Annotated in this window: 26 protein-coding genes; 17 read left to right on the top strand and 9 right to left on the bottom strand. The window is 65.3% G+C overall.

Annotation, left to right across the window (positions count from 1 at the left end; translation table 11 throughout):
- Window positions 1–4: 4 nt before the first annotated feature.
- The 4 genes from ABRP28_RS16535 to ABRP28_RS16520 all read right to left on the bottom strand — a co-directional run bounded on the left by ABRP28_RS16535 (window position 5) and on the right by ABRP28_RS16520 (window position 3,868).
- Complete coding sequence (locus ABRP28_RS16535) at window positions 5–970, bottom strand: ribokinase (RefSeq protein ID WP_350001484.1); 966 nt, start codon at window positions 968–970, stop codon at window positions 5–7.
- Complete coding sequence (locus ABRP28_RS16530) at window positions 967–2,394, bottom strand: MFS transporter (RefSeq protein WP_350001486.1); 1,428 nt, start codon at window positions 2,392–2,394, stop codon at window positions 967–969. Before ABRP28_RS16530 ends, ABRP28_RS16535 begins: the two co-directional genes overlap by 4 nt.
- Window positions 2,395–3,459, bottom strand: a complete 1,065-nt coding sequence (locus ABRP28_RS16525) for a nucleoside hydrolase (RefSeq protein WP_350001488.1) — start codon at window positions 3,457–3,459, stop codon at window positions 2,395–2,397.
- Between the two features lie 190 nt (window positions 3,460–3,649).
- Window positions 3,650–3,868: a hypothetical protein gene (locus ABRP28_RS16520; RefSeq protein WP_350001489.1), complete on the bottom strand. Its 219-nt coding sequence runs from the start codon at window positions 3,866–3,868 to the stop codon at window positions 3,650–3,652.
- 175 nt (window positions 3,869–4,043) lie between these two features.
- Here ABRP28_RS16520 and ABRP28_RS16515 point away from each other — a divergent pair, with 175 nt between their 5' ends.
- From ABRP28_RS16515 to ABRP28_RS16505, 3 genes are all read left to right on the top strand, one after another.
- Entirely contained in the window at window positions 4,044–5,090 is a 1,047-nt protein-coding gene (locus ABRP28_RS16515; protein WP_350001491.1) for a LacI family DNA-binding transcriptional regulator, read from the top strand.
- 49 nt (window positions 5,091–5,139) lie between these two features.
- On the top strand, window positions 5,140–6,246 hold the full coding sequence (locus ABRP28_RS16510) for a RelA/SpoT domain-containing protein (protein WP_350001493.1): 1,107 nt from the start codon (window positions 5,140–5,142) through the stop codon (window positions 6,244–6,246).
- 254 nt (window positions 6,247–6,500) lie between these two features.
- Window positions 6,501–6,746, top strand: coding sequence for a hypothetical protein (locus tag ABRP28_RS16505; protein ID WP_350001495.1), 246 nt, complete (start codon window positions 6,501–6,503; stop codon window positions 6,744–6,746).
- 141 nt (window positions 6,747–6,887) lie between these two features.
- Here the strand turns inward: ABRP28_RS16505 and ABRP28_RS16500 are convergent, their stop codons facing one another.
- Window positions 6,888–8,075, bottom strand: coding sequence for a mandelate racemase/muconate lactonizing enzyme family protein (locus ABRP28_RS16500; protein ID WP_350001496.1), 1,188 nt, complete (start codon window positions 8,073–8,075; stop codon window positions 6,888–6,890).
- Window positions 8,076–8,085: 10 nt separating this feature from the next.
- Window positions 8,086–9,129, bottom strand: a complete 1,044-nt coding sequence (locus tag ABRP28_RS16495) for a LacI family DNA-binding transcriptional regulator (protein ID WP_231456466.1) — start codon at window positions 9,127–9,129, stop codon at window positions 8,086–8,088.
- A 230-nt stretch (window positions 9,130–9,359) separates the two neighbouring features.
- Here ABRP28_RS16495 and ABRP28_RS16490 point away from each other — a divergent pair, with 230 nt between their 5' ends.
- The 12 genes from ABRP28_RS16490 to ABRP28_RS16435 all read left to right on the top strand — a co-directional run bounded on the left by ABRP28_RS16490 (window position 9,360) and on the right by ABRP28_RS16435 (window position 21,224).
- Window positions 9,360–10,688 carry an extracellular solute-binding protein gene (locus ABRP28_RS16490; protein ID WP_350001498.1) on the top strand — a complete coding sequence of 443 codons (1,329 nt, stop codon included), beginning with the start codon at window positions 9,360–9,362 and terminating at the stop codon, window positions 10,686–10,688.
- Entirely contained in the window at window positions 10,685–11,629 is a 945-nt protein-coding gene (locus tag ABRP28_RS16485; protein WP_350001501.1) for a sugar ABC transporter permease, read from the top strand. Before ABRP28_RS16490 ends, ABRP28_RS16485 begins: the two co-directional genes overlap by 4 nt.
- A 1-nt stretch (window position 11,630) precedes the next feature.
- On the top strand, window positions 11,631–12,536 hold the full coding sequence (locus ABRP28_RS16480; RefSeq protein WP_350001502.1) for a carbohydrate ABC transporter permease: 906 nt from the start codon (window positions 11,631–11,633) through the stop codon (window positions 12,534–12,536).
- Between the two features lie 31 nt (window positions 12,537–12,567).
- A complete protein-coding gene (locus ABRP28_RS16475; protein ID WP_350001504.1) occupies window positions 12,568–13,758 on the top strand; it encodes a Gfo/Idh/MocA family oxidoreductase in 1,191 nt (396 codons plus the stop codon).
- A 35-nt stretch (window positions 13,759–13,793) separates the two neighbouring features.
- Window positions 13,794–14,798, top strand: a complete 1,005-nt coding sequence (locus tag ABRP28_RS16470) for a sugar phosphate isomerase/epimerase (protein WP_350001507.1) — start codon at window positions 13,794–13,796, stop codon at window positions 14,796–14,798.
- Between the two features lie 64 nt (window positions 14,799–14,862).
- A complete protein-coding gene (locus ABRP28_RS16465; RefSeq protein ID WP_350001509.1) occupies window positions 14,863–15,561 on the top strand; it encodes a ThuA domain-containing protein in 699 nt (232 codons plus the stop codon).
- Complete coding sequence (locus ABRP28_RS16460) at window positions 15,546–16,670, top strand: Gfo/Idh/MocA family oxidoreductase (RefSeq protein ID WP_350001510.1); 1,125 nt, start codon at window positions 15,546–15,548, stop codon at window positions 16,668–16,670. The genes ABRP28_RS16465 and ABRP28_RS16460 overlap by 16 nt, the downstream gene beginning before the upstream one ends.
- A 2-nt stretch (window positions 16,671–16,672) precedes the next feature.
- Window positions 16,673–17,671, top strand: a complete 999-nt coding sequence (locus tag ABRP28_RS16455) for a sugar phosphate isomerase/epimerase family protein (RefSeq protein WP_350001512.1) — start codon at window positions 16,673–16,675, stop codon at window positions 17,669–17,671.
- Between the two features lie 45 nt (window positions 17,672–17,716).
- Window positions 17,717–19,486, top strand: coding sequence for a dihydroxyacetone kinase family protein (locus tag ABRP28_RS16450; RefSeq protein ID WP_350001514.1), 1,770 nt, complete (start codon window positions 17,717–17,719; stop codon window positions 19,484–19,486).
- Window positions 19,483–19,965, top strand: a complete 483-nt coding sequence (locus ABRP28_RS16445; protein WP_350001515.1) for a ribose-5-phosphate isomerase — start codon at window positions 19,483–19,485, stop codon at window positions 19,963–19,965. The genes ABRP28_RS16450 and ABRP28_RS16445 overlap by 4 nt, the downstream gene beginning before the upstream one ends.
- 2 nt (window positions 19,966–19,967) lie before the next feature.
- A complete protein-coding gene (locus ABRP28_RS16440) occupies window positions 19,968–20,969 on the top strand; it encodes a 3-hydroxyacyl-CoA dehydrogenase family protein (protein WP_350001517.1) in 1,002 nt (333 codons plus the stop codon).
- An 81-nt stretch (window positions 20,970–21,050) separates the two neighbouring features.
- On the top strand, window positions 21,051–21,224 hold the full coding sequence (locus tag ABRP28_RS16435; RefSeq protein ID WP_350001518.1) for a hypothetical protein: 174 nt from the start codon (window positions 21,051–21,053) through the stop codon (window positions 21,222–21,224).
- 140 nt (window positions 21,225–21,364) lie between these two features.
- Here ABRP28_RS16435 and ABRP28_RS16430 read toward each other — a convergent pair whose 3' ends face one another.
- Entirely contained in the window at window positions 21,365–21,667 is a 303-nt protein-coding gene (locus ABRP28_RS16430; protein WP_191036279.1) for a DUF4193 family protein, read from the bottom strand.
- Window positions 21,668–21,867: 200 nt separating this feature from the next.
- Here ABRP28_RS16430 and ABRP28_RS16425 point away from each other — a divergent pair, with 200 nt between their 5' ends.
- On the top strand, window positions 21,868–22,449 hold the full coding sequence (locus tag ABRP28_RS16425; RefSeq protein WP_191036278.1) for a recombinase family protein: 582 nt from the start codon (window positions 21,868–21,870) through the stop codon (window positions 22,447–22,449).
- A 181-nt stretch (window positions 22,450–22,630) separates the two neighbouring features.
- Here the strand turns inward: ABRP28_RS16425 and ABRP28_RS16420 are convergent, their stop codons facing one another.
- Window positions 22,631–23,338 carry a hypothetical protein gene (locus tag ABRP28_RS16420; protein ID WP_350001520.1) on the bottom strand — a complete coding sequence of 236 codons (708 nt, stop codon included), beginning with the start codon at window positions 23,336–23,338 and terminating at the stop codon, window positions 22,631–22,633.
- A gap of 138 nt (window positions 23,339–23,476) precedes the next feature.
- On the opposite strand from ABRP28_RS16420, the gene ABRP28_RS16415 reads away from it, so the two are divergent.
- Window positions 23,477–24,745: a site-specific integrase gene (locus ABRP28_RS16415; RefSeq protein WP_350001522.1), complete on the top strand. Its 1,269-nt coding sequence runs from the start codon at window positions 23,477–23,479 to the stop codon at window positions 24,743–24,745.
- A gap of 222 nt (window positions 24,746–24,967) precedes the next feature.
- Here the strand turns inward: ABRP28_RS16415 and ABRP28_RS16410 are convergent, their stop codons facing one another.
- Entirely contained in the window at window positions 24,968–26,020 is a 1,053-nt protein-coding gene (locus ABRP28_RS16410; RefSeq protein WP_350001523.1) for a LacI family DNA-binding transcriptional regulator, read from the bottom strand.
- Window positions 26,021–26,050 lie beyond the last annotated feature (30 nt).

Here is a 26,050-nt window from a genome sequence, read left to right as displayed (position 1 = left end):
CTCCCTAAGCGCCAAGCAGGCGGGCCACGTCAGCCGCCTCCGGGTACGCAGCCTGCGTCCCCTTCCGGGTGGTGGCCAGGGCCGCAGCCACGGAAGCGAACTCCGCGGCCCCGGCCAGTGCGTCCCCGGCGGCCAGCCGGACGGCAACGGCACCGGTGAAGGCATCACCCGCTCCAGTGGTGTCCACGGCCTGGACCGTGGTGGGCGCAATCCGGACCACCTTGGAACCCTCGGGAGCAGTAGAGTCCAGCACCACCGAACCCTGCGAACCGAGAGTCACCAGCACCTGGCGGATCCCCCGCTGCGCAAACCGCAGGCGCACCCTGTCCCACTCGGAATCAGCAGCGTCGGGGCCCGGGGCAGCGGCGTCGCCGCCCAGGAACAGCGCGGCCTCATGCGCGTTGACCAGCAGGACATCGGTGAGGACGGTCAGCTCCTCCGGCACCTCGCCGTACGGCGAGAGATTGAGCAGGACTGTTGCGCCGGCGTCGTGCCCTGCCTGTGCGGCGGCGAGCACCGTGTCCAGGCTGACCTCCAGGCAAAGGCAGACGACGGCGGCCTGCTCCAGGACGTCCGAGGCCTCCGCCACGTCCGCCGGCGACAGGGTGCCGTTGGCGCCTGCCGAGATGATGATGTTGTTCTCGCCGCCGGCATCGACCGCGATGACCGCCACACCCGTGGGCTCGGACGATATGCGGACGCGCCCAACGTCCACCCCGGCACCGGCGGCGGAGGACAGCAGCATGGCGCCGTTGGGGTCCTCCCCCACCGCGCCCACCAGGCTGACGCTTCCGCCCAGCCGGCTGGCGGCAACGGCCTGGTTGGCGCTCTTCCCGCCCGGGTTCACCGCGAACCCGTTGCCGTGCACCGTCTCGCCGGGCAGCGGAAGGCGTTCACAGTAGATGGTGAGGTCCGCGTTCAGGGAGCCGACGACGACGATCCGGCCTGTCTGTTCGACGGCGGCGCTCACTCAGCCACCTCGGCTTCAACCGGCTTGGGGATCAGGAGCGAGGCGCCGAACGCCGCGATGGTGAGCACGAGGCCGACCACCACGACGGTCAGGTAGGACGCCTTAGCATCGCCGAGGGCCGTCGTCGCCACCAGGACCGCCGGCAGCACCAGGAAGCTGAGCCCGGCGCCAAGGTTGAAGGCGCCCGCGTTCATGCCGGGCAGGAAGCCCGGGTTGCCTGCGGGCGAAAGGACAACACCGAGTCCGTTGAGCATGATGTTGACCGTACCGGCGTACATGATGCCCAGCAACACCGTGCCGGCGATCATCAGGGGCAGGCTGTCCAGGCCGAAGAACGCGATGATGGCCAGCGCCGCGATGCTGCCCAGGAGGCCGATGCGCAGCACCTTGGTGTAGCCAAGCACCGGGGCGAGCCTGCCGCTGAGGGGCCCCACCGCCCAGCCGAGCAGCGCGTAGGGCGTGAGGATGATGAGCGACATCTCGGTGGGCCCGATGCCGAAACCGGGGTCGGCAGCCTGGACGTAGGCGGGGACAATGCCGTTGATGACGGCGAAGATGCCGGTCATGGTCAGCGTGGTGGTGAGCAGCGGCGCCCAGGTGGAGCGCTGGCGCAGGTGCACGGTTTCCACCATCGGCTGGCTCGCCCGCTTTTCGGTCCGCCAGAACAGGTAGAACGCGGCGGCGGACACCAGCACCAGCGTGAGGCTCAGCATCAGGGTGCCGGAGGAGAAGGCGCCCACCAGCTTGGCGCCTTCGTTCAGGGCGGTGAGCAGCGCGCCCACGGCGACCACGATGAAGAACACACCCAGCCAGTCCATCCGGGTGCCGGCACCCGGCTTGCTTTCACCAGCCAGGACAGCGATGAGCGCGGTGGCAACCAGCGCCAGGACCACCATCAGCCAGAAGATGCTGCGGAAGCCGAAGTGCTCGGCAAAGTAACCGCCCACAAAGGAGTCCACGCCTGCCACGCCGCCGTTGACGGCCGTGATGAGGCCCATGAGGGTGCCGTACTTGCGCGGGTTGGTGACAGCGGAGCGCAGCATGATGAGGCAGAGCGGAACGGTGGGGCCGCTGACGCCCTGGATGATGCGGCCCACGAAGAGCCACGTAACGTCCGGGGCGAGGGCTGCGATGACGGACCCCACGGCCATCAGGAGCATCATGCCCATAAGGATCTTCTTGCGGCCCACGATGTCGCTCAGGCGGGGCAGGAACAGGGAGAACAGGGCGGCCGCGGTGAAGAACCAGGTCTGGGAGAGGCCGATGACGGCCTGGTCAGTGTTGAGCTCCTCGCCCATGGTCACCAAGGCGGGGCTGAGCATGGAGGCGTTGAGCTGGAAGGCCACACAGGCTGCCAGCAGGGCGGCCATCAGGGCGGTGACGTTGCCCTTCGCGGTCCGGGTTTCGAGGACGGTGGCGGTCATTTACTTGACCCCTCCGGCGGTGAGGTCGGCACGTTCCTGGCGGTCGACGTCGGCCGTGTCCGTTGTGGTGCGCGCGGCACCTATGAGCGGATTACCGATGGTGACCAGGGCCTCGGTGACCAGGTTCCAGAACTTTTCATGGTCCAGGTCCACGGCGACGCTGGTGTGGCAGTCCGCCGGCGCGGGCGCCCGGAAGTCCGCCACCGTCATGCCGAGCGTCAGCCTGCCCTGCAGCTCGATGTCGACCGGCACCTTGCGGGTGGTGACGATGCTGGGGTCGATCACGTAGGCCACGGCGCAGGGGTCGTGCACCGGCGGGTGGTCGAAGCCCTGGGCGTCCTTGTAGGTGTGGGCGAAGAAGTCCATGAGTTCGGTGACGAATTTCGCGGGCCTGGTGCCGATCGCTGCGATCTTCTCCACGACGTCCGGGGTGGCGAGCGCCTGGTGCGTCAGGTCCAGGCCCACCATCACCACGGGCCACTTTTCGTTGAAGACGATGTGCGCGGCCTCGGGGTCGATGATGATGTTGAACTCGGCCACGGCGCTCCAGTTGCCCACGTGGTAGCCGCCGCCCATGAGGACCACTTCCTTCACGCGTTCCACGATGCGCGGTTCCTTGCGGGCGGCCAGGGCGATGTTGGTCAGGCCGGCGGTGGGCACCAGGGTGACGGTGCCGGGCTCGTGCGCCATGACGGTGTCGATAATCAGGTCCACCGCGTGGCGGGGGTCCAGGTCAATGTCCGACGGCGGAAGTTCCGGGCCGTCCATGCCGCTGTCCCCGTGGATGTCCGGGGCGGTTTCGATGCTGCGCACCAGGGGGCGTCCGCAGCCGGCGGCGAAGGGGACGCCGGTGATGCCGGCGATGGTGCCGACGGCCAGGGCGTTGCGGGTGACCTTTTCCAGGGTCTGGTTTCCCACCACCGTTGTGACGGCCAGCAGGTCGATGTCCGGGTTGCCGTGGGCGAGCAGCAACGCCACAGCGTCGTCATGCCCGGGGTCGCAGTCAAGAATGATCTTTTTGCGGCCGGAAGATTGCCGGTCAAGGGAAGGGGCAGTGGGTTCCACGATGATCTCCACGTCGTTGGGGCCCGCGCAGGTGTATCACTTGTTGCGCGGGGAGCTGAAGCGTTCAGGAGAGATCATGGCAGTGTTGTGGGGCACACGTCAAACGCTTGACGTACACGCAGGTCAAGCGCTTGATGCCAGCGCCTGCGCGAAGGGGCGCTGGCTGGTGTCGCGTGTGTACGGTACCGGTTTAGTGGCGCTTCACCTTGCTGGGCTTCCCGGTTTCGGGGTGGGCCTGGGCCTCGTGCTGTTCGTACCTTTGGCGGGCCTCCTGGAGGTGCTGTTCAAGCTTCTCCTCCGCCTCGCGCCGGCGCTGCCCCACGGTCCGGATCTGCTGGGACGTCGGCGCGACGTGGGCGTGCTGGTGGGGGCCAAGGTCCCGCGCTGTTGCATGGCTGGTATCGCTCATACGGGCATCGTCCCACCAGAGCCCCCGGTCCGGAAGGCCTGTATGACCCCCATTTTTCGGAGCGCCGGGGAGCGCCCATTTTCCTGTCCGGTGGCCGCTTCCGCGGCGCGTGATGCCATGGCATGCCTGGCCTTGGAGGACAGCCTGCGGGTGCGCTGCCTACTACGATCGAGGTATGGAATCCGCGGAACAGCTGCAGCAGCCCGTGCGTTCGCGGCGGATCACGGCGGCGATGGTGGCCGCACGGGCAGGGGTCTCCACGGCCACGGTCTCGCTGGTGGCCAACGGCAAGACCGCCGGCCGGGTCTCCGAGGACAACATTTCCAGGGTCCGGGAGGCAATCGCCGAGCTTGGCTACGTGGTGGACGGCATCGGCAGTTCGCTGGCCAAGGGCGTGAGCTCGATCGTGATCCTGGTGGCGCCGGACATCTCCAACCCGTTCTTCGCCAAGGTGATCGCCGGCGTGCGGGAGTCCTTGGGCCCGCAGTACCAGCTGCTGCTGTCCGTCACGGAGGCCGGCGAGTCGCCCCGGGCCGACGACGTCCGGCGGCTGATGTCCCTGCGTCCGGCAGGACTCCTGGTGGACGCACCCAGCGCAGGCTTCCTCGAGGACCTCGCGTCGCCGTCGCCCGTTGTGCTGCTGGACGCGCCCGGGCTGGAGGCCTACGCGCCGTCGGTGAACCTGGACGTGGCAAGCGGTGCGCGGGAACTCGCGGCGCATCTGGCGGACGCCGGACACCGCGAGGTGGCGTACGTGGACAGCGTCACGGGCACGGAAACCTTTGCGCTCCGGCGGAAAGCCTTCCTGGAGGAGGCGGCTGCCCGCGGCATCACCGTCGGGGCGGGACGCATTATCAGCACCACCATCGACGTCGGCACGGCGGCTTCAGCCTTCGCCGCCGCCTGGCCGGGGTGGCAGCGGGAGGGGGTGACCGCCGTTGTCTGCGGCACCGACACTCACGCCTACGGTGTGCTGCAGGAGGCCCGCGTGGCCGGCGTGCGGATTCCGGAGGAGCTGGCGGTGGCCGGTTTCGATGACCTTCCGTATTCGGCCACGAGCAATCCGGGCCTCACCAGCGTCCACCTGCCCGCCACTCCCTTGGGTCTCAAGGCCGGGGAGCAGCTGCGCCGCCTCATGGAAGGCCAGGTGCTCGAACAGGCCGGGGTCACGCTGGAGAGTTCACTGGTGGTGCGCGGATCCACGGCCGTGGCGGAACGCTGAAGGCGCCCGCCGCCGTCGTTCTGTCAGTGCCCGGCCGTAAGCTGGAACCATGCCGAGTCATTGGGACAGCCTGGACGCGAGCCTGCGCGAATCCGTGGAGCAAAACGTGGAGATCTACGAGCGCGTCCGCCCTGCCCTGAAACTGGTCACCCGGGACGTCCTGCTGACCCTGCGGGACATGCTGAAGGACTCCGAGGTCACGCCGCTGTTTGTCACCGGGCGCACCAAAACGGTGGAATCCTTCAAGGAAAAGATCTCCCGCATCGAGGAGCCGCTGGAGCCGGGCGGACCCCCGGTCCTGAAGTTCCCGGACCCGTTCCGGACCCTGAACGACATGGTGGGGATCCGGGTGATCACCAAGCTGCCTGCCGAGAATGCGGTGGTGGCCAACATCATCAAGCACCAGCGCCAGCTCTTCGACTGCCGGGGTGACCGCGAAAAGGACATCGGTTCCATCGAATCCGGCACCTACGGGTATTCCAGCCGGCACCTGATCCTGCGCACCATCCAGAATGAGGCCGTCAAGGAATACCAGCAGGTTTTCAACCCGGACGCCGTGCCCAACGGCAGCTACTTCTTTGAGTGCCAGATCCGCACCATTTTTGCCCACGCGTGGAGCGAGATCGAGCACGACATCCGGTTCAAGGCGGAGGACCCGCGTGCCTGGACCCCGCACTTCGACCGGCAGTTCACCGCCACCGCGGCCATGCTGGAGACGGTGGAGACTGCCTTCGCCGACCTCCACGAGCGCTACGAGGAAGTCCGCAGTTTCTGGGATGCCGAAGGTGAGGGCGCGGCGCCGCTGACGCCCAACCGCATCAGGGATGTCTGGCGGACGCTGCTTCCGCACGTGGACCGCAAGGTGGACGACGACTGGGGCTGGGCCGCCGAGCTCCTGGCCGCGCACGGCCTCAACCAGACCATGCAGCTGGCAGGGCTGCTCAGCGCCAACCGCATCACCGAGGTCCGGAGGGCCCTGGACCACCGCTACTCCCCCGGCCCCGACCGGCTGCTGGATGACCTGCTGCTGTGGCAGTACGGCACCAAACACATCGACCTCACCGCGGAAGCGTCCGACGCCGTCCCGCATCCGCGGCGCGACAGCCTGATGCGGCGGCTGCGGCAAATTGAGCGGTACCGGCTGACGAAGAAGTAGGGGCTCCCCCGTGAGTTCCGCCACCTTATTTTGATGCACTCAAAATAAGCCGTAACGTTGATACCAGGCCATCGAAGCCCTGTCCGGGCTGTATGCGGGTGAACAGTTCCCCGAGCGCCACTGCGCCGGCTCCCCGCACTGCATCGAACCCCACCCCCATTGCCCCCTGCGGACCACCCGCAGGTCTGAGGCACGTGGGAACGGCAGGGATCCCGGACGCGCAGCCACCTAACCTCACGCATCAGGAGAACAGCATGACCCAGACACTCGAACGTCCCGTCACCATCAAAGCAACCCCGGCCACCGCGGCCGGTACACCCCGCGGCGGCAGCTACGTCACCCTGCCCGGTCACCCGGCCGACTCACGCCGCACCGAGGCAGGCTACATCTCGCTGCCAGGAGGCGGCACCCGCACCGGGAGCAAAGCCCAGGGCAGCTACGTAACCCTGCACTCGGCACCCCTGGGCGACACCGAAATCGGCTACACGCGCCGCGGCTAACACCGCCACCGTCGGGCGTCAGGCATCAGGCGTCAGCAGCGGCGGGCCGGCATGACGAAGCGCCACCCCTCGGAATTCAGCTCAGCAAATACCGTTGAAGCGTCCCGCGTGCGGCTCCAGCACCCCTAGCCCTGCCATGGTTCAGCTGACCGGCGCGGCGTCCAGGTTGAAGTAGGACCGGGCGTCCGGGGGCCTGATGTCAGCCACAGCATCATGGAAAATCCGCATTGGATGGGGCGTGTAGGGGTGCTCGGCAATCGCCTCGAAGTCGAGTTCGATGCCCAGGCCCACGCCCTCGGGAATGAGGATGTCACCCCCCTCGGTCAACCGGAGGCGCTCATTGGAAATCTCTCCGCGCCACGGGACGTCGGAGGCCATAATTTCCAGGTATCGGAAGTTCGGCAGCATCGCGCCAAGCTGCAAGGTGGCTGCGGTGCTGAGCGGACCGCTCGGGTTGTGCGGTGCGAAGGGGATGTAATGGGCTGCCGCCAGCGTGGAGATGAATGACAGCTCCAGCAGGCCCCCCGCGTGTGTAACGTCCGGCTGTATGTAGTCCACTGCGTGCCGTGCCAGGGCGGGCACAAAAGTGTTCCGTCCGAACCAGCGCTCCCCGGCCGCGATCGGTACTGGCGACTTCGAGCGTATTTCCACAAGGGAGTCGATTCCGTCCGGCGGGCAGGGCTCCTCAAAGAACACGGGCTGGAACTGCTCTATTTCACGGCTAACCCGGATTGCGGTGGGGACATCGAAACGGCCGTGTCCTTCGATGAACAGCTCGATATCGTCGCCTACTGCTTCCCGGACAGCGGCGACGGGCTCGAGCATGCGCCGCAGCTCCCGCGGCTCGAGGGTCAGGTCAGCGGCCTCGAACGGGTCCCACTTGAGTCCCCGGAAACCTTGGGCAACTGTCTGCACGGCGGCGTCCGCGAAGTCCTCCGGCGATTTTGCTCCCGAGAACCAGCCGTTGGCGTACGCGCGGACCCGGTCGCGGACCTGGCCACCGAGCATGCGGTGGACAGGCACACCCAGCGCGCGTGCGGAAACGTCCCACATAGCCATTTCGAGGGCGCTGAGGGCGGTCATGGTCACGGGACCCCCGCGCCAGTAGGCGTCGCGGTTAAGTTCGTAGATGTTCCGGGCGATGCAGGTGGGATCCTTGCCGCGGACAGCGTCGGCGAGGACCGCCACCGCGCCCCGAACAGCATGCTCCTGGCCTTCAAGTGTTGCTTCGGCAACACCGGTAAGGCCCTCGTCGGTGCTCAAACGGACGAAGATGAGGTTCGTCCGGTAGAAGTCGACAACAACAGTGTCGAGATTGGTGATTTTCATCAGCAGGACCTCAGGCGGCGGGTGGTGCCGTGGAGTCGCGGACAATCAGGTGGGTGGCGAGCTCCACGCGGTGCGAATCCAGGACTTCACCCCGCGCCTGGCGCAGCACAGACCGGAACGCCGCACGGCCCATCTCCTCCAGCGGCTGGGCTATGGAACTCAGCGACGGGACCGACTCCTCGCCCTGGTTTGTTCCGTCAAAGCCGATAAGGCTCAGGTCTTCGGGAACCCGGATGCCGTGCCGGCCCGCCTCGCCGAGAATGCCCAGGGCGATGGTGTCGCTGCCGGCGAAGATCGCCGTCGGAAGCTTGTCCAGCTCGAGCAGCGCCTGCAGGCCTCTAACGCCGCTTTCCCGCCGGAACCTGCCGCCGGAGTAGATGTACTGCGGGTCCACCGGCACGCCATGCGCCATGAGTGCGGCCATGTAGCCGTGCAGCCGCGCCTGGTTGCACTCGGCATTCTCGATGCCGCCGATATACGCGATCCGGCGGTGCCCCAGTTCCAGCAGGTGTTCCGTGGCCGCCTTGCCGCCGGCCCAGTTGGTGGCCCCGATGCTGACCACGTCGGCGGAGGGCGGGTTCAGCGGGTCAATCACGACGACGGGAATCTGGCGGCGCCGGAAAGGGTGCAGTTGCGTCTCGCTGAAGGCTGAGGTCACCACAATCATTCCGGCCCTGCCCTCGTCCACCATGCGCTGGGCACGGCGCTCAGGGCTGCGCCGCCCCTGGCCCGCGGGACCGGTAACGCTGACCAGGATCTCGACGTCGGCATCGGCCGCGGACTGCAGCACGCCGTTGAGGACCTGAATGGTGTACGCGGAATCGAGGACATCGATGACCACTTCAATCACGGTGCCGGTCTCCCCGGCGGAACGGCGCTGCAGCGGCGACTGGTATCCGGCCTGCTCAAGCACGGCCAGTACACGGGCCCGGGTTTCCGGCGACACATCCTCGCGGCCGTTCACCACCTTCGAAACGGTGGGCGCGGAAACCCCGGCCTGCTGGGCAACGGAGGCAAGCGTCGGCTTGGCCCGTTCCGGGATTTTCGTTGCCATCTGCTGAGACCTTTCGAAAAGTTTCGTTGACTCATTGTTCAGATTTCCGCGAGACAGGTCAAGGGACCCAGAAGTGCCAGCGAAATAAAGCCGGAAAATTGGGTCTTGACCTATCGCACCCCCGACCTTTAGTTTAGACCGTGACCTAAATCACGCATTCGAAATATTTCGAAACCGCAGGTAAAGTTCACGCCTACATTTGCAACGAAGCAATCTCAGATGGAGACGCAATGAAGCAACCCCAGACCTCCCGGCGCTCATTCCTCGCCCTTGCTGCCCTCACCCCCTTCGCCGCCATGACGGCCACTGCCTGCGGAACGTCGGGACCGGGTTCCTCCAGCAGCGGCGGCGGCGCCAGCATGTGGTACCTCTCCGGCGAACCGAACCAGACCACCATGCAGAAGGCCGTGGACGCCTTCACCGCCGCGAATCCGGACAACAAGATCGCCGTGACGTACTTCCAGAACGACGCTTACAAAACCAAGATCAAGACCGCCATCGGCGCCGGCCAGGCACCAACCATCATCTACGGCTGGGGCGGCGGCACCCTGAAGACCTACGCCGAGGCCAACCAGGTTGACGATCTCACCGGCTGGTTCGACGAGAACCCGGACCTGAAGGAGAAGTTCTTCCCGGCGTCGTTCGGTGCGGCCACGGTCAACGGAAAGATCTACGCACTGCCCAACCAGTACGTCGCCCCGATCGTCCTGTTCTACAACAAGGAACTGTTCGAAAAGGCCGGCGCCCAGCCGCCCAAGACCTGGGATGACGTGATGTCCCTGGTCAAGACTTTCAACGACATGGGCGTGGCACCCTTCTCCCTGGGCGGCCAGTCCCGGTGGACCTCCATGATGTGGCTGGAATACCTGCTGGACCGCATCGGCGGCGCCGAAGTGTTCACCGCCATCTTTGAGGGCAAGCCGGACTCCTGGATGCATCCCGCCGTCATCGAAACCGGAACCAAGATCCAGGAGCTCGTCTCCGCGGACGGGTTCATCAAGGGCTTCTCGTCCATCGCGGCGGACTCCAATGCGGACCAGGCCCTGCTGTTCACGGGCAAGGCAGCCATGATGCTGCACGGTTCCTGGACCTACGGCGCCATGAAGAAGGGCGGCCAGAACTTCGTCCAGGACGGGAAGCTGGGGTTCGTCCAGTTCCCAACGGTTGCCGGCGGCAAGGGCGATCCGAAGAACGGCGTGGGAAACCCTGCCCAGTACATGTCCATCTCTTCCAAGGCCACCGACGCGGAAAAGGAGACGGCGAAGAAGTTCTTCAAGGACGGCATCCTCACCGAGACGGTCATCGATACCTACATCAACTCCGGCTCCGTCCCGATCGTCAACGGCATCGAGGACAAGCTCAACACCTCCGAGGACAAGGACTTCCTGAACTTTGTCTACGACCTGGCCAAGAACGCCCCCAACTTCCAGCAGTCGTGGGACCAGGCCCTGAGCCCCACCGCGGCTGAAGCCCTGCTGAACAACATCGACCAGCTGTTCCTGAAGTCGATCACCCCGCAGCAGTTCGCCGAGAACATGAATGCAACCCTCGGAAAATGAGTAACGCCGTCGCCACCACCCGTAAGGTCAAGCCGGCAGCTCCCGCCGGGACTGGCCCAGGCAAGGGCGGAGACCGTAACGCCGCCCTTGCCTGGCTGACTGTGCCTGCGCTGTTCTTCTTCCTGGCATTCGCCGTGGTGCCGCTGGCCGGTGTCCTCATCCTGAGCTTCGCCAGCTGGGACGGCATCGGTGCCATCGGGGCGGCGGGGCTGGGCAACTGGTTCTCCGTGCTCGCGGACCCCGGGCTGTACAACGCCCTGGGACTGACGTTCCTGATCATGATCGCCTCCTGGCTGGTCCAGACCCCCATCAGCCTCCTTTTGGGTGTCTTCACCGCGGGAAGCCAGCGCTACCGGGCCGCCCTGGCCGTGCTGTACTTCCTGCCGCTGCTGCTTTCATCGGCAGCAGTCGCCATCGCGTTCAAGGCCCTGCTGGACCCGAACTTCGGCCTGGCAACCGGGCTGGGGCTTCCCTTCCTGGCGCAGGACTGGCTGGGTGTTCCCCACCTGGCGCTGGGGCTGGTCATCTTTGTGATCGCCTGGCAGTTCGTCCCCTTCCACACGCTCATCTACCAGGGTGGGGTGCGGCAGATTCCCAAGTCGCTCTATGAGGCAGCGGAAATCGACGGGGCGGGAACCATCAAGCAGTTCTTCCACATCACCCTCCCCCAGCTGAAGTACACCATCATCACCTCCTCCACCCTGATGGTGGTGGGGTCCCTGACGTACTTCGACCTGATCTTCGTCCTCACCGGCGGCGGCCCGGGCAACTCCACCCGGATCCTGGCCCTGGACATGTACCTGCGGGGCTTCCGGGCCAACCTCATGGGACCGGCCAGCGTCATCGCCGTCATCCTCGTACTCATCGGCCTTGCACTCGCTTTGTTCCTCCAGCGCCTTGGAGGCAAGGACAAGCAGGGCAGCCAATTGGAAGGAATGTAGGGTGAGCACCGTCCTGACAAGCAGCACGGAGGAAACTCCCGCTGGCCCCCGGGCCAGCGCGGCCGCCCCAAAGCGGGGGCTCGGTTCCCGGATGAGGCGGCTCAACGTCCCGGCAGGCCTGGGCGGCTGGATCTGGCTGGCCATCATCATCATTCCGGTGTACTACGTGGTCATCACCAGCCTGAAGACCCAGGAAGGGTACTTCGGCCAGAATCCGCTGGCGCTTCCCACGTCCCCGACGCTGGAAAACTACCAGATGGTCCTCGAGGCCGACTTCGCCACGTACTTCATGAACAGCACCATCGTCACCCTGGGTGCCGTCATTCCCACCGTGCTGATTTCCTTCATGGCCGCCTTCGCGATAGTCCGGGGCAAGGGCAGGTTCCTCAAGCTGGTCAACGGCATGTTCCTGATGGGACTGGCAATCCCGCTGCAGGCCACCATCATCCCGATCTACCTGATGATCATCCGGCTGAACCTCTATGACAGCCTGCTGGCGCTCATGCTTCCGTCCATCGCCTTTGCCATCCCGCTCACGGTGCTGATCCTGTCCAACTTCATCCGCGACGTCCCGAACGAACTCTTCGAGTCGATGCGGCTGGACGGCTGCAGCGAGTGGCAGACCATGTGGCGGCTCGCCCTGCCGCTGACCCGCCCGGCGATCGTGACCGTCGCCATCTACAACGGCCTGCACGTCTGGAACGGATTCCTGCTTCCGCTGGTCCTCACCCAGAGCCCGGGCCTGCGCGTCCTTCCCCTGGCGTTGTGGACCTTCCAGGGCGAATACAGCGTCAACATCCCGGCAGTGCTTGCCTCGGTTGTGCTCAGCACCCTGCCAATCCTGGTGCTCTACGTGGTGGGACGCCGGCAGCTGCTCAGCGGCCTCACCGCCGGCTTCAGCAAGTAAACAACCAGGACCTCCACGAAAGGACAGACACATGACCCCCGCACAGCCCCTTCGCGTCGGCATGGTGGGTTACGCCTTCATGGGCGCGGCCCACTCCCACGCCTGGCGCACCGCACCACGGTTTTTCGACCTGCCGCTCCAGCCCCAACTCACCGCCGTCGCCGGCCGGAACGCCGAGGCCGCCAGGGCAGCCGCGGACAAGCTGGGCTGGGACTCGGTGGAGACGGACTGGCGCCGCCTGATCGAGCGCGACGACATCGACCTGATCGACATCTGCACGCCCGGCGACACCCATGCCGAGATCGCAATTGCGGCCCTCGAGGCCGGCAAGCACGTGCTGTGCGAGAAGCCGCTGGCGAACTCCGTGGAGGAAGCCGAGCGGATGACCCTCGCTGCGGAGACCGCGGCCAAGCAAGGTGTCATGTCCATGTGCGGCTTCAGCTACCGCCGCACCCCCGCACTGGCGCTGGCCAAGCGGTTCGTGGAGCAGGGCAGGCTGGGCGAGATCCGCCACGTCCGGGCGCAGTACCTGCAGGACTGGCTCTCCGACGCCAACGCCCCCATGACCTGGCGGCTGGACAAGAGCAAGTCCGGGTCCGGTTCCCTCGGCGACATCGGGGCGCACAGCATCGACGCCGCGCAGTGGGTGACCGGCCAAAGCATCAGCGGCGTCTCGGCGCTGCTCGAAACGTTTGTCCCGGAGCGTCCCCTTGCCGGCGACCTTGTGGGCCTGGGCGGCCACGGCGACCTCAGCGGCGACGCACCCCGCGGAAAAGTCACCGTGGATGACGCAGCCATCTTCAGCGCAAAGTTCGACGGCGGCGCTGGCGCGGGAGCGATCGGCGTCTTTGAAGCCACGCGGTACGCGCTGGGCCGGAAGAACGCCATGCGCCTGGAACTGAACGGCACCAAAGGCTCACTCGCCTTCGACTTCGAGGACATGAACGTCCTGTCCTTCTACGACGCGGCGGAGTCCCCGGACGCCGGCTTCCGGAAAATCTTTGTCACCGAACCCGAGCACCCGTACGTCGGCAACTGGTGGCCCACCGGCCACGGCCTGGGCTACGAGCACGGCTTCACCCACCAGGTGGTGGACCTGGTCACCGCAATCGGTGAGGGCCGCCAGCCCGAGCCGTCCTTCGCGGATGCCCTGCAGGTCCAGCGGGTCCTGGCCGCCGTGGAGGCAAGCGCCACCAACTCCAGCCAGTGGCAGAAGGTCTAGGGACCGTGAACGCAGGAACAGGAGAAGGAACAGCCATGACACGACCAATCACGCTTTTTACCGGGCAGTGGGCCGACCTGCCGTTCGAGGAGGTGGCCCGGCTCGCCGGCGAGTGGGGCTTTGACGGGCTGGAAATCGCCTGCTGGGGCGACCACCTGGACCCCCGCCGCGCCGCAGAGGACGACAACTACCTCCAGGGCCGGCTGGACATCCTGGAGAAAAACAACCTCAAGGTCTTCGCGATCGCCAACCACCTCACCGGGCAGGCCGTGTGCGACGACCCCATCGACGAACGCCACCAGGGCATCCTGTCGGCGGAGATCTGGGGCGACGGCGAACCGGAAGGAGTACGCCGGCGGGCCGCGGAGTCCATGAAGGACACAGCACGGGCCGCCGCGCGCCTGGGCGTCAAGACCGTCACAGGGTTCACCGGCTCCTCCATCTGGAAGGCCGTGGCGATGTTTCCGCCCGCCCCGGAGGCAATGATCGACGCCGGCTACCAGGACTTCGCCGACCGGTGGAACCCCATCCTGGACGTCTTCGAGGAGGTGGATGTCCGGTTCGCCCTGGAGGTCCATCCGTCCGAGATCGCCTACGACTACTGGACCGCCAAGCGCACCTTGGAGGCAATCGGGCACCGCAAGAGCTTCGGGTTGAACTTCGACCCGTCCCACTTCATCTGGCAGGACCTGGACCCGGTGATGTTCCTGCAGGACTTCGCGGACCACATCCTCCACGTGCACGTTAAGGAATCGGTCCGCCAGCTTGATGGCCGCAACGGGCGCCTGGGCTCCCACCTGGCCTGGGCCGATCCCCGGCGCGGCTGGGACTTCGTCACCGCAGGGCACGGCGACGTGCAGTGGAACCGGATCTTCCGGACCCTGAATGCCATCGGCTACAGCGGGCCCACCAGCATCGAGTGGGAGGACGCCGGCATGGACCGGCTCGTCGGCGCACCGCAGGCCCTGGCCATGGTCAAGGAACTGGCCCGGATCGCCCCGCCGGCGGCCGCTTTCGACGCCGCCTTCTCCAGCCGCTGACCCAGACTTTCCGGCCCAGACTTTCTGTCCACGGCCGGCAGCCAAACAAAAGGAAACCCCCGACATGACAGAACGCAAGAACGCCCTGGTGGTCCGCGGCGGCTGGGACGGCCACCAGCCGTACGAGGCCACGGAACTCTTCATCCCCTACCTCAAGGACAACGGCTACGACGTCCGCGTGGAGGAATCCCCCAAGGTCTATGCCGACGCCGAATACATGGCCGGCGTGGACCTGGTCATGCAGTGCATGACCATGACCACCATTGAAAAGGACGAATTCGCAGGGCTGCGGGCCGCCGTGGAAAACGGCACCGGCCTGGCAGGCTGGCACGGCGGCATCGCCGATTCGTACCGCAACAACTCCGACTACCTGCACCTGATCGGCGGGCAGTTCGCCTGCCACCCCGGCAAGCACCCGGACGAGTGCGTCGGCGAGCAGTCGGACAACTACGTTCCCTACACGGTGAACATGCTCCCGGCCGCCGCGGAACACCCCATCACCCGGGGCATCTCCGACTTCGACCTGGTCACCGAGCAGTACTGGGTGCTCTCCGACGACTACATCGACGTCCTGGCCACCACCACGCAGAAGGTCCGGGAGTGGGACCCGTGGAACCGGGAAGTCACCTCACCGGCCATTTGGACCCGCCAGTGGGGCAAGGGCCGCATCTTCGTCGCCACCCCGGGCCACCGGGTCGAAATCCTCCAGGACACCAACGTCCGCACCATCATCGAAAGGGGCCTGCTGTGGGCAAGCCGTTGAAAGTCGGAATCATTGGCTGCGGAGCCATCATCGCGCAGTACCTGGCCAACTTCCGCAAACTCGAGCAGGTTGACCTGGTGGCGGTGGCTGACCTAGACCCCGCACGTGCCCAGGCCGTGGCGGATGGCTACGAAGGCGTCCGCGCCCTCTCCGTCGAGGAACTCCTGGCCGCGGACGACGTCGAACTTGTCCTGAACCTGACCATCCCCGCCGCCCATGCCGAGGTGGCGCTGAAGGCCATCGCGGCCGGCAAAAGCGTGTACGGCGAGAAGCCCCTTGCTGCCACCACCGCGGAAGCCCGCCAGGTGCTGGACGCCGCGCGGGAGGCGGGAGTCGCCGTCGGCTGCGCACCGGACACGGTGCTGGGCACCGGCATCCAGACCGCGCGCAAGGCGATCGATGACGGCCTGATCGGTGCCCCCATCTCGGCGAGCGCCACCATGGTGACCCCGGGCCACGAGCGGTGGCACCCGAACCCGGACTTCTACTACCAGCCCGGGGGCGGGCCCCTCCTGGACATGGGCCCGTACTACGTGACCGCACTCGTCACCCTGCTGGGCCCGGTGGTCTCGGTCATCGGCGCAGCGAGCCACACCCGCAACGAACGCACCATCGGCTCCGGACCCCGCCAGGGCGAGAAGGTCCCCGTCGACATCGATTCCCATGTGACCGGTGTCCTGGTGCACGCCTCCGGTGCGCTCTCCACCCTGTTCATGAGCTTTGACGCCGTGAAGTCCAAATCCCCCAACATCGAGATCCACGGGGAACGCGGATCCCTGGTAGTGCCGGACCCTAACCACTTCGACGGCGACGTCCAGCTGTTCTCCCTCGGCGCCGAGGACTGGGAAACCCTTCCCGTGTCCGCCGGCTACGTTGACTCCGGCCGTGGCTTCGGCATTGCGGACCTGGCCTCCACCCCTGCCGGCGTTGAACCCCGCGCCGGCGGAGCGATGGCCTACCACGCCCTCGAGGTGATGGAATCGGTCCTCGAATCAGCCGGCAGCGGCGCGGCGGTAGCGATCACCAGCACTGTGGAGCGGCCGGCGAGCGTGGAGCTGACCGTCCTGGCCGGGGAGCTGGACCGGCTCCAGGCCCAGGAAGCGTCGTAGGCATGGCTTACACAGCCGACAGCTGGCCCATCACCGCGGCCATGCTGCCCTTCCCGGGCACCAGCGCCCAGGGAACCCACATCAACGACGCCGATGCCTCCGCCTGGGCGGCGGCGTTGACGGAGGTGAAGGAGGCCGGGTTCGCCAACGCGGACCTGACGGACAGCTGGGTCCGCCCCGGCGATCTCAGCCCGGACCGGCTCGCCGAGTTCAGGCAGACGGCACAGGACGTGGGCATCGGCACCCCTGCCGTCTCCGCCATCCGCCGCAGCGTCATTGATGAGCGGAACTGGGAAGCCAACCTGGCGTACAGCCACCGGACCATTGACGCGGCGGCCGAGCTGGGGTGCGAGGTTGTTTCCTTTGGCCTCCACCAGGCCATCACGCCGGAGCAGCAGAAACAGCTCTGGTTCTGGACGGTTGAAGGGCACAAGGACCCGGAGGGAGACCGGGAAACCTGGGGCAACGCCGTCTCCCGCCTCCGGGAACTCGGCCGGCACGCCGCCGAGGTGGGCCTCCTGCTCTCGCTGGAGATGTATGAGGACACGTACCTGGGCACCGCTGATTCCTCCGTGCGCCTTGTCCAGGACATCGGGCTTCCCAACGTGGGCCTCAACCCGGACCTGGGAAACCTCATCCGGCTGCACCGGCCGGTGGAGGACTGGCGGGAGCTGGTGGCCAAGACCCTGCCGTTCGCCAACTTCTGGCACATGAAGAACTACTTCCGGGACGAGGACGCGGCCCGCGGTTCGTACGTCACCATGCCGGCTCCCATGGAAAGCGGCCTCATCAACTACCGGGAGGCCTTCAAGGTGGCCCTGGCCGCCGGGTTCCAGGGGATCCTTTGCACCGAGCACTACGGCGGGGACGGGCTGAGCGTTTCGGCCAGCAACCAGGACTACCTCCGCCGCCACGTCCTGCCCAAGGCCGGCGGTTACGCCCTGGGCAGCAGCCAGGTGGCCCAGGGGCGGCAGCAGCCGGCGCAGCCCGCCCACGTGTAAGCGCTAAACCCGCCTTTCCCAACCCAAGGATTCAACGAGGAAACCATGACCCAGATCTTTGACAACCCCGCGGACTTTGCGGAGGAGGCGCTGGACGGCCTGGTGGCAGCCAACCGCGGCTATGTGGCCAGGGTGGACGGCGGGGTGGTCCGGTCCACCGAGGTTCCCGCGGGCCAGGTGGCCGTGGTGGTGGGCGGCGGTTCCGGACACTACCCGGCCTTCGCCGGCCTGGTGGGGCCGGGCCTGGCCGCAGGTGCGGTGTGCGGCAACATTTTCACCTCGCCCTCCGCCGGGCAGGCGTACCGGGTGGCAAAGGCGGCAAACGCCGGCGGCGGCGTGCTGTTCAGCTACGGCAATTACGCCGGGGACGTGATCCATTTCGGCGAGGCACAGCAGCGGCTCAACGCTGAAGGCATCGAGACCCGCACCGTCCTGGTCACCGATGACATCGCCAGCGCCCCGCTGGACCAGATCGACAAGCGCCGCGGCATCGCCGGGGACCTGACCGTCTTCAAGATCGCCGGCGCCGCAGCCGAAGCGGGACTGGACCTGGACGCCGTCGAACAGCTCGCAGTCCGCGCAAACTACCGCACCCGTTCGCTTGGGGTGGCCTTCGACGGCTGCACCCTGCCGGGCGCTGCCGAGCCGCTGTTCCACGTGCCGGCCGGCGGAATGTCGCTGGGGCTGGGCATCCACGGCGAACCGGGGATTTCAGACCATCCCATGCCCACGGCGTCCGAACTCGCCGAACTGCTCGTCTCCGGGCTGCTCCGGGACAAGCCCGATGAGGCCGGGAACCGGGTAGTGGCCATCCTCAACGGGCTCGGCAGGGTGAAGTACGAGGAACTGTTCCTGCTCTTCGGCAAGATTGACAAGCTCCTCACCGGTGCCGGGCTGACCATCGTGGAGCCGGAATGCGGCGAGCTGGTCACCAGCCTGGACATGTCCGGGCTGTCCCTCACGCTGCTGTGGCTGGATGACGAGCTGGAGCGCTTCTGGACGGCCCCGGCCGACACCCCCGGGTACCGCAAGGGCAGCCTGGCACCGCGGGCCCGCCGGGAACTGGCGGCAACGGAAGGCGCCCTGGCTGCCGAGGAGGAAGATACGACGGCGGCAGCGGCCGGGCTGGGCAGGCTGGCAGCCGACGTGCTCGCCCAGGCGAGGGACGCCGTCGTCGACCATGAACGTGAACTTGGCAGGCTGGATGCCATTGCCGGCGACGGCGACCATGGCGTCGGCATGCGCCGGGGCGTGGACGCCGCGGTGGCAGCGGCAGGTGAAGCTGTTGGCGCGGGACTCTCTGTCCACCGCGTGCTCGCCGCGGCGGGCGAGGCCTGGAGCGAGCGGGCCGGCGGCACCTCGGGGGCGCTGTGGGGATCCGCCCTGGCGGCTGCCGGCCGGGCCCTCGGCAACAAGGACTCCTACAGCGGCGGGGACGCGGCGGCTGCAGTGGCCGCCTTCGCGGACGCCGTCACCAGCCTGGGCAAGGCAGAACCGGGAGACAAGACCATGGTGGACGCGCTGCTTCCCTTCCGGGACGCCTTTGTGGCCGCGTTCGACGGCGGGACGCCGGTAAGCGGGGCCCTGGCCGCCGCGGTGACCGCCGCCCGGCAGGCGGCCGATGCCACCGCATCCCTGCGCCCGCTGAAGGGGAGGGCACGGCCGCTGGCCGAAAAGAGCCTGGGCCACCCGGATCCCGGAGCGGTGTCCTTCGCCCTGATCGTTACGCGGGTTTCTGAGTACTTCGAGCCTTCACCGGCACTCTCCTATCCCAGGGCGGCCGCTTCTATGGCCGGACAGGAAGCCCAGTCGTGAGCGCCGGGGCAGGGTGGCGCATCGTCATCGGCAATGACGAGGCCGGCGTCGAATACAAGGAAGCGCTGAAGGCGCTGCTGGAAGCGGACAGCCGCGTGGCATCCGTTGTGGACGTGGGCGTGGGGGCCGGTGACACCACCGCCTACCCACATGTCGCCGTCGACGCCGCCCGCAAGGTGGCCCACGGCGAGGCGGACCGTGCCCTGCTGATCTGCGGCACGGGCTTGGGCGTGGCGATCGCCGCCAACAAAGTACCGGGAATCCGTGCGGTCACCGCGCACGACGGGTACTCGGTGGAGCGCTCGGTGCTGAGCAACAACGCGCAGGTCCTCACCATGGGCCAGCGCGTCATCGGCCTGGAACTGGCCAAGAAACTGGTGGGCGAATGGCTCGGCTACCGGTTTGACGAGACCTCGGCCTCCGCCGCGAAGGTGGACGCCATCTGTTCCTATGAACCCGAACCCACGAAAGCAGTCTGATCATGACCGAAAACTCATCCAATCCGACCATCGGTTCCAGCTCGGGCACTCCCGGCGCCCGGAAGATCGCCATCGTGGGCTCCGGCTACATGGGCGGCGGGATCGCGCAGGTCCTGGCGCTGGGCGGAGCGCGCGTTGCCCTGTCCGACGTGTCCGCTGAGCTGGCGCAGAGCAACTACGACCGGCTCCTGGTTGAATCCGACCAGTTTGTGGCCGATGGGCTGTTCCCGGCCGGTTCCACCGAGATCCTGAAACAGAACCTGTGGGCCGCGAAGGACATCGAGGAGGCCGTGGCGGATGCGGACTTCATCGAGGAGGCGGTGCCCGAGGTCCTGGACATCAAGCACCAGACGCTGGTCCGCATCAGCGCCGCTGCGCGCCCGGACGCCATCATCGGCTCCAACACCTCCACGATCTCCATCGCCGAACTGTCCGAGCCGGTCAGCAACCCGGAGCGGTTCCTGGGTGTGCATTTCTCGAACCCGTCGCCGTTCATTCCCGGCGTGGAGATCATCCCGCACGCCGGCACGTCCGCTCTTACAGTGGGTACGGTCCGAGATCTGGTCCACGCTGCCGGCAAGCAGACCGCCGTGGTCAAGGACGCCACCGGATTTGTGCTGAACCGGCTGCAGTACGCGCTGTTCCACGAGGCGGCGCAGCTGGTGGAGCAGGGCATTGCGACGGCGGACGACGTGGACACCCTGGTGCGCACCACGTTCGGGTTCCGGCTGCCCTTCTTCGGACCGTTCGCGATCGCGGACATGGCCGGGCTGGATGTGTACAACTTCTGCTACAAGTCCCTGCAGAAGGAGTTCCCGGAGCGGTTCGCCACCCCTAAAATCCTGAGCGACCTGGTGGAGGCCGGGAAGCTCGGCACCAAGACCGGCGCCGGCTTCCTCAACGCCCCGGCGGAGCGCACCCCCGAGCTGATCGCCTACCGCAACAGGGCGTATGTGGCCATGCAGAGGCTGCTCGATGAGCTGGGGCCGGCGCCTATTGGGTGAGGGTGGATTCTTGCTGCTGCTGTGGGTGCGAAACCCCGAAAGAGCGGCGTGGTGGTCAACGGTCGAAGAGGGAGGGAATCAATGGCTAACAAAAACGGCAAGGGAGTCATTGAAGATGCCGTGCGGCTGTTGCGCGAACTGGATAGCACGCCCCCGAACCAGATGACCCCGCTGTTCTACCAACACGGGTACGCGGAACTGCGCATGATGGTGCGCGATCTGCTTCGCATGCTGGGCAGCGACCCCGAGGCGTAGAAGCAAGGTAGAGAGGGACCAAGAATTTGAAGGCCGATAATGGACCTTATGTAAAGCTAAAAGCTGCGTGTTGCATCAGATGCATCATTTTCTGCCCTGAATCCAGTGGGTTTGCTGCTTGGTCCGAGAGCTTCCTGCCGTCAGCCCTCGCACTCGATGCAGTACGAGTGGCCGTTAATTTCGCGTGCCAGCTGCGATCGGTGCCGGACCAGAAAGCAGGATGAACAGGTGAACTCATCCGCACCCTGCGGGACGACCTGGACGATGAGTTCCTCGGAGACGATTTCCCCGCCCGGAGTCAACCCTTCGTCCAGCGCGTCGGCTTCGTCCAGCTCGGTGACGACGCTGCGGGCATCCGGGGCACTGGCGGACTTCAACGCCTCCAGGGAGCGTTCCTGGGATTCCTTGACGTCGGAACGGACTTCGTCATAATCGGCAGCCACTGCTGGTGGTCCTCGTTTCTTCCATCTCTCGCTTGTTTTTTGACCAGTGAGCAACCTACACCACCATCAGGGGTCTCCATCGCAGGGATATGGCTGCCGTCCGCGGGATAGGGCCTTGTGCCCACGTACGGCGGCGGTCTTGACGGGATCCTTTTGCGAGCCGACACTCGTTCTCACACACCGACGAACGGGAGGCCGCCGTGAATGGTCAGCGCATCGGCTACGTACGGGTCAGCACCCTCGACCAGAACGAGCAGCGCCAGCTCGAAGGCCAGGTTCTGGACCGGGTTTTCACGGACAAGGCCTCCGGCAAGGACACCGCCCGGCCGCAGCTGACCGAACTGCTCCGGTTCGTTCGCGAGGGCGACGCCGTCGTCGTGCACAGCATGGACCGGCTAGCCAGGAATCTGGATGATCTGCGCGCGCTGGTTCAGGGCCTCACCCGACGCGGAGTGCAGGTGGAGTTCCTCAAAGAACAGCTCGTCTTTACTGGGGACGACTCCCCCATGGCCAATCTCATGCTCTCGGTCATGGGGGCCTTCGCTGAATTCGAACGGTCCCTGATCAGGGAGCGGCAGCGCGAAGGCATCGCCCTGGCCCGGCAGCGCGGAGCCTACAAAGGACGCAAGAAGACCCTGACACCCGAACGAGCGGCCGAACTGGTCCAGCGCGCCGGCATCGGCATCCCGAAAGTCGTCCTCGCCCGTGACTACGGCATCAGCAGGGAAACGGTCTACCAGTACCTCCGCCACGCCAAAGTGGCGACCCGTCCACTCCCCTGAGCCAGGATGACGCCGCCGTTCCCAGTCAATCCTAAGGTTCACCCCGCAGAGTTAACTGCGGAACTTCGGCCAACCGCTATTTGGCCGGAGTTTCGCCACTTTCCGCACGCCGGCGGCCCGGACAGAAAAGTCACATGGGTTCCAGGCAGGGTCGGGCCGCTCAATGCTCCCCTCGCTTGCATCAGTGTACGAAGGGCGGCACTGCCGCGTCATTGAACGGCTCGAACCAGTCCTCAACGTTCATCGGCGCCAGACCCAGCTGCATATTCAAACCAACATCGTTCTCGAAGCCGTCCATGGCGTCCTGGAAGAGCATCTCACTGTCCATGTCCTCAAACATCTGCTCTTCAAGCTTTCCGCGCCAATCATCCGCCAAATCCAGTTCGTAGGAGTCTTCAAGGATCTCAACCTGATCTAAGAGGCAACGCAGCGCCAGCTCCTGGGCGACGCAAGAGGGACGGCTCCAGCCCCTGACCAGCGCACCGGTCATGTCCGCCGCCACGACAAGGAAGCTCTGCACAAAGCGAACATCATACTTTTGAGCCAGCCTGGGAGGCAGCCAGGACAGGACGAAGGTGTTCGCGATATCTTCGCGGTCGACAGTCCGAAGCTTGCGCAAGCTGAAGAGGTCTTCAAAAAGCTGGTCAATCAAGATCCCAGAGGCTTCCCATAGCGCACCTGCTAGAAGTTTGGCTTGAAACAGGCTTCGGTCGCGTTGTTCGGGCGTGATTGATTCCATCCACTCGACGTCATCGTCACCCAACAGTCTTCGTTGGTCCGCGGTTAGGTCTTCCAGCCGTGGTTCGAAGCCAAGCTGCTTGAGGCTTAGGCCGGTCAGCCCCTCCCCCACACGCAACGCGTGATCGACATACTCCTTTTCGCTGGTCATGGCTTGATGGTACCGGCCGGCGTCGGAGCCCGTGCTTACAGACTCAAGGGACGGTTTTAGGCGGAGCGACGGCTCCCGCAGCTAGGGTGTTCTGGGGGCCATCGAACAGTGGGAGCTCCTGTAGGAGGGAGTATCTGTATGAGTAGTCCGTTTCTTTGGCAGGATCTCGTAAATCACTACGTGGCGGTCAGTGAACTTGGCAACGAGTCGAGAAAAAACTACAAGTACATCCTCAACAAATTCTTTCGATGGCTAGACACTGAGTACCCCGGAACCGTAGAGGTTTCGCCACGAGTGATCGCGGAATACTTTGATGAATTGCGGCGTCAAGGTCGCAAGCCAGTAACGGTAAGTCAGCATCTTCAGATTCTTCGCCGGTTCTTTCTTTGGTGCATTGACGAGGGACACGCAGACGACGATCCCACGGCCAATTTCTCGACCATCCGCCAGATGCCAAAGGCACGTGACACACTCACCATCGATGAGCTGTCCGCTCTCTGGCATTCGGCTGCCGACCCCTTCGACCGCGCGGTAATCGGCTTGCTTGGAATCAATTCCCTCAAACCTGACGAAATCTCGCGGGCGCAGGTCTCGGACCTGGGGGCCATGGATCGGCGCAAAATACTTCGGCTTTCAACTCGCAGCGGCGTTCACAGCAGCCTCCCGTACACCGTGCTGGATGACTCAATTTACGAAGCAATCCAGGAACACCTTAACGGGCGGCGGTCCGGCCCTCTTCTACTGAGGCGAGGGTCCGGTGTAACTCGAAAAGCACAAGCCATAATCGTTGCTCGGCTTGCCAGCGCAGCGGACATTTCATTCGCCGTAACCCCCTCAACATTGAGCGTTTCGATGCGAGCTATAGCCATCGAAAAAGGGTTCAGCTATCTGGGTGTCGTTCGCTCCGCTGGCGACATGGAAACGCGTCGACTCGCTCAATGGGTACGGCGCGCTCCAAATCCGACCGACGACCACGCTGCATTACGCATGGCTCGTCTCGTGATTGGATCAGGCTCTGAATCGGAGGATCTCCTTCTTCAGGCCCGTGTCATTTTGCGAGAAACTGACAGTCCAGCGGGCATAGCCGCCAGCTTTGCGGGTGCGGTGTTGGAGAGGCACCTTCGATCTCTGACGGACACACATTCCTTGGATGTCAAGACATCGAATCCGAAACTGGGAACTTATGCTTCGGTGCTTAGCGCTAGAAAAATACTGTCGCCATCGGACGTTCAACTGATTGCCCGGGTCCAGGGCTACCGCGATGACGCAGCCCATGGATGGTTTGACCGGGTCAGCACATCAGACGCCGAGTGGGTAATAAACGAGGTTGAGAATCTCCTCAAGAAGTTTCCGTTGAGCGAGGACCGGAGCGCTATGTCGGAGCTCCCGCTCGGGGACGCTCGCTAGCTTTACAGAATATCCATTATCGGCCTTTGAAAATGAACGGGGGAGTGCCCGCAGACGAGGCTGCTTCCAGCCGTCCGTGAGTGGCGATTTATCCCCTGTATCCGGAGGTCATAACTGCTCAGCCAAGCCCGGGCTAGACCATCACCGGCTGCTCACCGAGGGGGCTTTCCGGTTTGCCACCTAATCGGCCTTCAAACCGGGTTAATGGCGCGGCTGGAGGTCTTAAGGTTCACGCTTTCTGTGGGCCATCACCGGGGCTGCGGTGGTATTACGTGCGACGAGGGTTGGCTGGACCATAGAATTCACCGGCTCTGTACGACCTCCCACTCTTTCGAGCAACAGCTTTCCAGCGGCGGCTCCCATGTCCAGTCCGGACTGGTCGACCGTTGTAATTGAAATTGGCGCCAGGGAGGTGGTGAAGATGTTATCGAAGCCGACAATGGATAGTTCATTCGGAACACTGATACGTGCGTTCCACATCGTTGTGAGGACCCCGAAGGCGGCCACGTCACATCCTGCAAAGACAGCGGTGGGCCTATCTGCTCGCGACAGGATCGCCGTTCCCGCTTGCTCGCCACCTTCCTGGCTCCATTGCGATTGGATGATGTCGATGGCATCACCAAGCCCGTGACGGATCATCGCGTCAACATATCCACGCACGCGCACTTCCTCGGGAAGTCTGGCGTCGTTGGTGCCCTCTGTCGTGTGGTTGACGTACGTGATCCGCCGATGCCCGAGCGATACGAGATGATCAACAACAAGGTTTGCGCCGTTGAAGTCATCGGCAGCGACCGAGTCGTAATCCGAGCTGGACGCATGGCGGCCGAGCACCACCAGCGGAATACTCCTGGCGAGCGTCTCCAGCTCTGCATCCGTTCCGAGAGGGGAAATGAGGACGATCCCATCCATTCCACGATCGATCAGGTCTTCGACCATCCGATTTTGTGCTTCTTTTCCCGAGCCGGCCGGGGCCACGAGCAGCCGGTACTTTTGCCGTTCGGCTTCCTGCCTGATGCCTTCGACCAGCAAGGACGAAAATTCATTGTGCAGATCAGCCACTACGACCGCCACAGCCTGAGTTCGTCCCCGCATACCGCGGGCTGACGCCAAAGGACGATAGCCAAGAGCCTTCATGGATGCCTGGACCTTTGCCTTCATCTGGGGACTGACCCCATAGGCATTGCGCAACACCTTGGACGCGGCAGCGGTCGACACGCCCGCATGGCGGGCAACGTCGACGATGGTGGGCCGCTTACCTGCAGCATCCTTGCTCATGGCCAACTCTCCTATCGGTGCGCTCACACC

The organism is Pseudarthrobacter sp. WHRI 8279, assembly GCF_040224115.2.
Taxonomy (GTDB): Bacteria; Actinomycetota; Actinomycetes; order Actinomycetales; family Micrococcaceae; genus Arthrobacter.
This window is presented reverse-complemented; position numbering and strand designations above follow the sequence as displayed.